This is a genomic window from Acinetobacter sp. I-MWF (assembly GCF_025433935.1).
In the GTDB taxonomy this organism is placed as follows: domain Bacteria; phylum Pseudomonadota; class Gammaproteobacteria; order Pseudomonadales; family Moraxellaceae; genus Acinetobacter; species Acinetobacter guillouiae.
This window is the reverse complement of record NZ_JAMBAR010000001.1, coordinates 1,634,871-1,644,025: the sequence shown is the minus strand read 5'-3', so window position 1 is coordinate 1,644,025 and position 9,155 is coordinate 1,634,871. Positions and strand designations below refer to the sequence as shown.

Below are 9,155 nucleotides of genomic sequence, written 5' to 3'. Positions count from 1 at the left end.
ATCCTGAGCATATTATTACCCCAGGGATTTTTGTTCAGCATGTGGTTGCAGTTGATGCAGCCAATGGTAATGGAGAATAATAATGAGCTACCAAAAACTAAGCCGTGACCAAATTGCTGAACGTGTTGCCCAAGATATTCCTGATGGGGCTTATGTCAATTTAGGTATTGGTTTACCGACCAAGATTTCAAAATATCTGCCAACAGATAAAGATGTATTCCTGCATTCTGAAAATGGTTTATTGGCTTTTGGTCCTCCACCCGCCAAAGGTGAAGAAGATCCTGAGCTGATTAATGCAGGCAAAGAATATGTCACCATGCTAACGGGTGGCTCGTTTTTCCATCATGGTGATTCTTTTGCCATGATGCGTGGTGGGCATTTGGATATTGCTGTATTGGGTGCATTCCAAGTGGCAGCTAATGGTGATCTTGCCAACTGGCATACCGGTGCGCCTGATGCGATTCCTGCGGTGGGTGGTGCAATGGATTTGGCTGTAGGGGCCAAGAAAGTGTTTATCACCACCGATCATGTGACCAAGCAAGGTGAACCTAAGATTGTTGAAGAACTGACTTATCCAGTAACAGGTAAACATTGTGTTGATCGTATCTATACCGACCTATGCGTGATTGATGTGACTACAGATGGCTTAAAAGTGCTTGAAAAAGTTGCAGGTCTGAGCTTTGAAGAATTACAGGCTTTGACGGGTGCTCAATTGATTGATGCGACACAGGGATAATAAATCCCTCCCTTGCGGAATGATTAAATCTCTCCTTGTGGAATGACTAAATCTCCCCTAACCCCTCTTTATGAAAGAGGGGAACTTCTTCTTTTACAAAGAGGTGAGCTGCGGTAGTAGCAGCGCAAGGGAGATTATTTAAGGATATAAACAACATGAAAAACGCTTACATCATAGATGCCATCCGTACCCCATTTGGTCGTTATGCCGGTGGTCTTGCGCCAGTCCGTGCAGATGATCTCGGTGCTATTCCAATTCAAGCATTGATACAACGTAATCCAACGGTAGATTGGCAGCAAGTTGATGATGTGATTTATGGCTGTGCCAATCAGGCTGGTGAAGACAATCGTAATGTCGGGCGTATGTCAGCATTATTGGCAGGTGTGCCCTATCAAGTGCCAGCAACCACTGTCAACCGTTTATGTGGTTCATCACTGGATGCGATTGCCATGGCAGCTCGTGCCATTAAAGCCAATGAAGCAGATTTAATTATTGCTGGCGGTGTAGAAAGCATGAGCCGTGCGCCCTATGTGATGGGTAAATCAGACAGTGCTTTTGGACGTAGTCAAAAGATTGAAGACACCACCATGGGCTGGCGCTTTATCAATCCAAAACTTAAAGAATTGTATGGTGTGGACAGCATGCCACAAACCGCTGAAAACGTGGCAGAACAATTCAATATTAACCGTGCGGATCAAGATCAGTTTGCGCTAAATAGCCAACAACGTACTGCGGCAGCACAAGCTCAAGGTTTTTTCCAAAATGAGATTGTGCCTGTCACTATTCCACAGCGTAAAGGCGATGCTGTGCTTGTGGATACCGATGAACATCCACGTGCATCAACCACTTTAGCTGCACTGACAAAACTTAAAGGTGTGGTCAAAGCTGAGGGTACGGTCACGGCGGGTAATGCGTCTGGGATTAATGATGGTGCAGCAGCCTTATTAATTGCTTCAGACGAAGCTGTAGAAAAATACCAATTAAAACCACGTGGCAAAATTATTGCAGCAACCACGGTAGGTGTTGAACCAAGAATTATGGGCTTTGCACCTGCGCCTGCAATTAAGAAACTGCTTAAACAAGCCGATCTTAGTTTAGCGCAAATGGATGTGATTGAGCTGAATGAAGCTTTTGCCGCCCAAGCTTTGGCGGTAACCCGTGATTTAGGTTTGGCAGATGATGATGCACGTGTCAATCCTAATGGTGGGGCGATTGCTTTAGGTCATCCTTTGGGCGCATCAGGTGCCAGACTGGTGACCACAGCCTTAAATCAACTTGAACAGATCAAGGGTGAATATGCTCTATGTTCAATGTGTATTGGGGTGGGACAAGGTATCGCGCTCATTATTCAACGTGTTGATCAAAATTAAGGAACGAGCAATGCCAACTTTTCAATCAGCGGATGCACAGATTAATTATCAAAGTTTTGGAAACCCTAATTCCCCTGCACTGGTCTTTTCAAATTCCTTAGGGACCAACTATGGCATGTGGCAAAAGCAGTTCAATTATTTTAAAGAACGTTTTTTTGTCATTTGCTATGACACCCGTGGACATGGTTCTTCATCTGCGCCACAAGGTCCTTATACATTGCCCCAATTGGCTGAAGATGTGATTCGATTACTGGATCATTTAAATATTGAAAAAGCCAGTTTCTGTGGCATTTCTATGGGGGGATTAACAGGTCAATGGTTAGCCATCCATTATCCACAACGATTTAATGCTGTTGTTATCAGTAATACCGCAGCAAAAATTGGACAAGAACAAGCATGGCTAGATCGTGCTCAACTAGTCCGAGAACAAGGTTTAACCAGCATCGCAGCAACCGCTGCATCACGTTGGTTTACAGATCCCTTTATCCAAAGTCATCCTGCAATTGTCAATAATCTGTGTAACGACTTAAGTGCTGGCAGCGCAATAGGTTATGCCAATTGTTGTGAGGCTTTGGCTAAAGCGGATGTCCGCAATCAACTCAAAGATATCACGATTCCAGTTTTGGTCATTGCAGGGGCGCAAGATCCTGTAACTACAGTCGCAGATGGGCAATTTATGCAACAGCACATTCCACAATCCCAACTTGTAGAAATTCAAGCATCGCATATCTCAAATATTGAATGTCCCGAAGCATTCAATGCTTCACTTGAAAAATTTCTCTCAGCAATTTTTGCGACTGAACTTTGACGCTTAATCTTTGGCACTTAATTTTTGAAACAGCATAAAGGGATAGAACATATCCCTTTATTTTTTGGCATTTCATCAAGACTTGATAAAGCATATTTAAAATAAAATGATGAAATAAAACTCAGTACCAAACACTTTTAAATAGGGTCTGTTGACATTTCATAAATGGCTTGCGTTGTAGGTTAAAATTGAGCAGGCAAGGCAGGAAACGAAGAGAATAGCGAGACTATTTTCGAGTTTCATAACGAAGGCTGAGATAATTTTAGCCACAACCCTTCGGGACTAGTATGTTTTTTCATTTCATAAATGGCTTGCGTTGTAGGTTAAAATTGAGCAGGCAAGGCAGGAAACGAAGAGAATAGCGAGACTATTTTCGAGTTTCATAACGAAGGCTGAGATAATTTTAGCCACAACCCTTCGGGACTAGTATGTTTTTTGCCGCTACGTGTTACCTTGCGAAACGATGTTTCTCATCATTTAGAATGACTAAATTTCGTATTTCGCGCCTAGTATCGCCTAAAAAACATACGCAGTCGCAAACATAGACGAATTATCAACAGACCCTAAGCCTCTTTATTTAAAAGTATAAATATATACCCACAAAGTAATAGAAAATTACATATAAAAATAACAATCATTTTATTTAATCAGGACCTGCATATCGATAAATCTACTGTTTTTAGAAAACATCTAAAAGCATTTATTTCCCAATACTCTATTTCTCAACAATAATGAAAAGGATATTTCAATTGAAAAAAAGCCCCTCAAATAATCAACTGAGCGATAAACCCCACTTAATCAAATTAGGTGTTTTAAGTTGTTTATTGCTTGCAGGATGTAGTTCATCCTCTCGTTTAGAATCAAACCCAGTGCAAAAACAGGTCACGATTCAACGTGATAATTTTGGCACACCGCATGTCTATGCCAAGGACACTTATGGTCTTTTTTATGGCTATGCTTATGCAGTCGCAACTGATCGTTTATTTCAAATGGAAATGTCAAAACGTACAGGTTTAGGCACTGTTGCTGAAGTGCTCGGTCCCGTTTATCTACAATATGATATTGCAACCCATAGTCGCTTTAATCCTGAACAGATTAAACAACAAATTGCCCGACTTTCTCCTGAAGATCGTGCCATTTTCGATGGTTATGCTGCTGGTTTTAATAAGCGTGTCCAAGAGGTTTTGGCCAATCCAGAGCTGTTGCCTAAAGAATTTATTGATTATGACTTTAAACCATCGACATGGCAGCAAGAAGATATCGCAATGGTCTGGGTGGGTTTAATTCTCAATCGCTTTTTTTCAGCCAGTTCAGAAGTCTCAAATTTAGATTTACTGACTCAACTACAAAAAGAAAAAGGTCCAGAAACAGGATTAAAATTTTATCAGCAATTACGTTGGTTAGATGATCCGAGTGCTCCTACAATTATTCAATCTAAAGCAAAACCACAAGTTTCAGCACGTCAGCAACACATGTTAAAAGGTATAGCGCCTATCTCAGACCAAGCAGCCAAAAACTATTTAGCTCAAGCACGTATAGCATTGGGTAAAAGTGTGGTTGATGGCGTCCCTACAGCCAGTAATGCCTGGGTGGTCACAGGAGATAAAACGGTAGAAGGCCAAACGGTTTTATATAATGGCCCTCAACAAGGCTGGTACACGCCTGCAATTACTTATGCGGTTGGGTTACATGGTGCTGGCTACAATCTCACTGGGATTACCCCTGTCGGTCTACCTGCTATTTTATTTGGAACCAATGGAAAAATTGCCTGGGGTTCAACTGTCGGTTCGCTTGATACCAATGACGTATATCAACTCAGCTTAAATCCGAGCAATTCAAAGCAGTATCGTTATCAAGGCAGTTATATTCCCTTTGAACATCAACAGATCAAAATTAAAGTTCGTAATCAACCAGACCATGTTTTAGATGTGTATCAAAGTAAACAAGGCTTTGTCAGCACATGGGATGAAAAAAATCATACCGCCTATGCACAAAAACGTAGCTGGGAAGGTGTAGAGATTGAAACTTTATTGGGCTGGGCCAATGCAGCAAAAGCGAGCAACTGGCAAGAATTCCTAGATCAAGCCAAACGTGTCGCGGCTTCGATTACGTGGTTTTATGCCGATACCCAAAATAATATTGGTGTCGCTGCATTGGGTCGTTTACCGATCCGCCCTGAAAACCAACATATTCAACTGCCTGCTCAAGGTGATGGCTCAATGGAATGGCAGGGTTTCTATGATTTCTCACATAATCCCAAAGCCTATAACCCTGAAAAAGGTTATATTAGCAGTTGGAACAATAAAGCTTATGCGGATTTACGTTCAGATTCCTCCAACTTCTCTCATGTTGACCGTGTCAATGAACTGATTGAACCCCTAGAAAGTAAAGCAAAATTAAGCCAACAAGACATTTGGGATATCAATAAAATGGGCGCTTGGTCGGATCTGAATGCGCGTTATTTTATTCCTTATATGGTCAAAGCTGCGCAAAGCCCGAACGCATCACCTTTAGCAAAGAAAATCGCACCGATATTGGCGAGTTGGGACTTCAAACTTCGTCCTGACAGTGAGGCTAAATTCTATCAAGGCGCAGCACCTGTAATTATGCGTACATGGCTCAATCAAATGATTGAATTGGTGCTTAAACCAAATCTATCTGAAAATATTTATGCGCGTTATACAGATACCCTTTACCCAGTAAATAATGACCCACGGAGTACACAACCTGCGAATGCATCTAAACTGATCTGGAATGCACTGCAAGGCAAACAAGCCAGCGTTGCTCAAACCGTTGATTTCTTAAAAGGACAATCAGCAGATGATGTGGTGTTAACTGCCTTGGAAAACACCTTAATTCAGCTTTCAACACAATATCATTCAGACCAACCCAATGATTGGAAAATTCCTGTTGCCACAATGGGATTTTCCAACAAAAACTCAGTGGGTATTCCATGGGCTGATCAGGCGCATCAACAACAGCTGAGCACCTATGGGAATACAGGGAGTGCAACCTTTAGAGTGGTACTCAATCCCAATCAAGTCAGCATGTGTTCAATTCTTGCACCTGGTCAAAGTGGATTTATTCATCGCAATGGAAAGACCGATGCACACTTTGCCGATCAGCTCCCATTATTTGAAAACTATCAATGTAAGGATGATGCAGTAAGCCAAAAGCAAATTGATCAAGCAACACAACAAAGTATGACTTTAACCTATTAATTTTTACTCGAAACAGCCCAATATATAGATATATTGGGCTGTTTAAATTTTAAAGCTTGTTCAACTTATATATTTTCAGAACTTATCAAGCCTATATTCGCAATCAGTAGATCACTGGAAGCGATACCACTCTTTTTAGACTGTGCTACCTACTTTTAAATATCTATGCACATTTTTAATAGCGAATCATCACTGATTTTAATTCAGTGAAATCTTCAATAAATGCATCTGAAAACTCTCGACCAGTTCCTGAAGCTTTCACACCACCAAATGGAACCGACGGATCTAAAAAAGTATGCATATTGACCCATAAAGTACCCGCTTCAATTTTCGGTATTAAACGCAAAGCTTTGGACAAATCATTGGTCCAAATACTTGCGGTTAAACCAAATCGAGAATGATTCATCAGCTGAATGAGTTCTTCATCCGTTTCAAATGGCATTAATCCTACAATAGGGCCAAAGGTCTCTTCTAAAAATAATGGATCATCAATCGCTTTTAAAGAAATTAAAGTCGGTTCGACAAAATAACCTGTTTGTTGCAAAGTATCTCCACCAGCAATAATTTGATTATTGGCTTTGGCCAAATCTAAATAATGCTTTACTTTATCAAAGTGAGGTCGGTTAGACAGCGGACCAAACATACTGCTTTCATCCATCGCCGATCCAATTTTAAATTGAGATAATGCTTTAGAAAGCTTTGCAACAAGCTCATCATATTTTGTCTGATGCACAAAAAACCGTTCTGGCGATGCACATACTTGGCCTTGATGCACAAAAGTTGCTTGTATCAAGGTAGGTAAAATCTCATCTATATTTGCATCAGCCAAAATGGCAATCGCATTTTTACCCCCCAACTCCAAGCTAACACGAGTTAAATCACTGCTCATCGCAAGCTTACCAATAGCAATCCCCGTAGGTACTGAGCCTGTGAAAGAAACCTTTTTAACCAAGGGTGACTCAATCAGATATTGCCCAGTTTCGCCTTTACCCGTCACAACATTGATCACACCTGCTGGAATACCCGCTTCAATTGCTAACTCAGCTAAACGTAGCAATGACAAACTGGCAAATTCACTGGGTTTCAGCACAATGCTACAGCCTGTTGTTAAAGCTGAACCAATTTTCCAAATGCCAATCATGAGTGAAAAATTCCACGGAACAATACCCGCGACGACCCCAACAGGCTGCCTTAAGGTAAATGCGGTATATTTTTCACCTTGTGTAGAAGGAATAGAAGGTTGCATGGTTTGACCATGAATCTTGGTGGCCCAACCAGCAAAATATCTTAAAAAAATAATAGATTGTGCCACTTCAAGATGACGGGAAATATGAATTAACTTTCCAGTAGACAAAGACTCTAGTTGCGCAAGTTCCTCAGCATATTGCTCAATTAAATCTGCCAATTTATTCAGTTTTAAACCACGTTGATACGGTGTCGTTTCAGCCCAAGCATTTTGAAAAGCATGATCTGCACTGGATACTGCATCTACAACATCTTGTTGACTCGCGATACTGATCTGAGCAATGACTTGTTCGGTAGAGGGGTTCACAATATCAACTTTATTTGAATGTTGAGCAGCAACCCACTTTCCGTCAATAAAATGTCCATGCGCTCTATTCAAAAAAGTTTGTACGCTATCTAATATTCTGACTTCATTCATTTTTATTCCTCACACTTAACTTTAAAGGGCTTAATTAATAGATATATTGCAAAATCAATTGAGCATATAGATTGGTCTTATCATCATAGTTTTGAGTACCGCCACTATGGATATCTTGCTTCGGTTTATACAGCCCAATGAGCGGAATAACGGTAACGTTTTTATTTACAGACCAGACCGAAAACACATCCAACTCATGTCCATCAACATTTGTTAAAGCTTTATTTACTGTTTTAAACTTATGCGCCAAAGCACCTAATATAAAATTTTCTTTTAAATTCATCATGTAAGATATTTGATGAATATCGGCATTTTTATTGAAAGGACCCGCATAGTTTCCAGCAACCTCCCCCTGAAACCATGTTCCGAATCCCACGGTATTTCCATAAAACATGGGATCATATTGGTCTGAAAAACGACTAAAGCGATAGCCTAGCGAAGGCGTATATTTTGAGGATAAAAAGTTATAGTTCAGTCCTAAATAACCGGCATTTTCTTGGTGTTCCTTTTTGTCTTGAACAACAAATTCAGATTTAATTTGTAATTCTGGTAAAAGTTGATAATTCAAACGTAAAGCATAATTTTTAAGATCTTCCCGCCCTGAAATATGCTCGGCATCGTCAAGATCTAATACATTTAAGTAAGTAAATCCGATACCTTTATCATTAAGCTGATACATCAGATCAGTTACAAAGAGTTCTGATGAAAATTGTGCTTTATTATTCGATTTTAAATAGGCCAGTTTTAAGGTTGTATGATCTTGCAATTTATATTGCAGCAGACTGGTAAAATCAAAACTACGTCGTGCCGCCAGATAATAGGCCCCTCCACGGTCTAATGCTCCATCTGCGGGTAGTTTTCCAAGGTTTAATGCATCACCAGCAATAAAAAAACCGTCCCCAATCATTATATTTTGTCGACCAATACTTAAATCATATGTAGTCAATTGATCTTTATGAGTACCATCTTTAAAACCAATGACCCATTCATTCACATCAGTTTTACGTTCTTTACCATTACTATTTTGTCCTGCATCCCCCTCTCCAAATGTGGCTGAGCTAATCCCACTCAAACCTGCATAGAGTTGGTTGTTATTCAATGTGTATTGTCCTTTTGCACCATATTTAAGATGCCCTTCTTGCCAATTTATTCTTTGCTCAGCTATATTTTCACCGTTATAACTTTTCCCACTGCTAAAAGCACCCAAGGTGACTTCAAAAATCGGTTTAATTTCTATTTCGCTTGCATAGACAGTTGAAAAAAATGAGACAAAGAAAGTCCCTCTCATCACTTGAGAAAGTAGCGTTTTCATACAAAATTCCTTTTTGTGAACGGTCTACAAGACGCTAAGTTTTGG

Annotated in this window: 6 protein-coding genes; 4 read left to right on the top strand and 2 right to left on the bottom strand. The window is 40.3% G+C overall.

Translation table 11 applies throughout. The annotated features are described in order from the left end of the window. The first annotated feature begins 82 nt into the window (after nt 1-82). From M2R48_RS07615 to M2R48_RS07600, 4 genes are all read left to right on the top strand, one after another. A complete protein-coding gene (locus M2R48_RS07615) occupies nt 83-736 on the top strand; it encodes a 3-oxoacid CoA-transferase subunit B (RefSeq protein WP_209826427.1) in 654 nt (217 codons plus the stop codon). A 155-nt stretch (nt 737-891) separates the two neighbouring features. Further along, nucleotides 892-2,106: a 3-oxoadipyl-CoA thiolase gene (pcaF, locus tag M2R48_RS07610; protein WP_262085653.1), complete on the top strand. Its 1,215-nt coding sequence runs from the start codon at nt 892-894 to the stop codon at nt 2,104-2,106. A gap of 10 nt (nt 2,107-2,116) precedes the next feature. Next, the gene (gene pcaD / locus M2R48_RS07605) at nt 2,117-2,914 is read left to right on the top strand and encodes a 3-oxoadipate enol-lactonase (RefSeq protein ID WP_262085652.1); all 798 of its coding nucleotides are present in this window, start codon (nt 2,117-2,119) and stop codon (nt 2,912-2,914) included. A gap of 731 nt (nt 2,915-3,645) precedes the next feature. Beyond that, nucleotides 3,646-6,135 carry a penicillin acylase family protein gene (locus M2R48_RS07600; RefSeq protein WP_262085651.1) on the top strand — a complete coding sequence of 830 codons (2,490 nt, stop codon included), beginning with the start codon at nt 3,646-3,648 and terminating at the stop codon, nt 6,133-6,135. A 175-nt stretch (nt 6,136-6,310) separates the two neighbouring features. Here the strand turns inward: M2R48_RS07600 and M2R48_RS07595 are convergent, their stop codons facing one another. Both M2R48_RS07595 and M2R48_RS07590 read right to left on the bottom strand, forming a co-directional pair. Next, nucleotides 6,311-7,798, bottom strand: a complete 1,488-nt coding sequence (locus M2R48_RS07595; RefSeq protein ID WP_262085650.1) for an NAD-dependent phenylacetaldehyde dehydrogenase — start codon at nt 7,796-7,798, stop codon at nt 6,311-6,313. 34 nt (nt 7,799-7,832) lie between these two features. After that, entirely contained in the window at nt 7,833-9,110 is a 1,278-nt protein-coding gene (locus tag M2R48_RS07590) for a hypothetical protein (RefSeq protein WP_262085649.1), read from the bottom strand. Between the last annotated feature and the right edge of the window lie 45 nt (nt 9,111-9,155).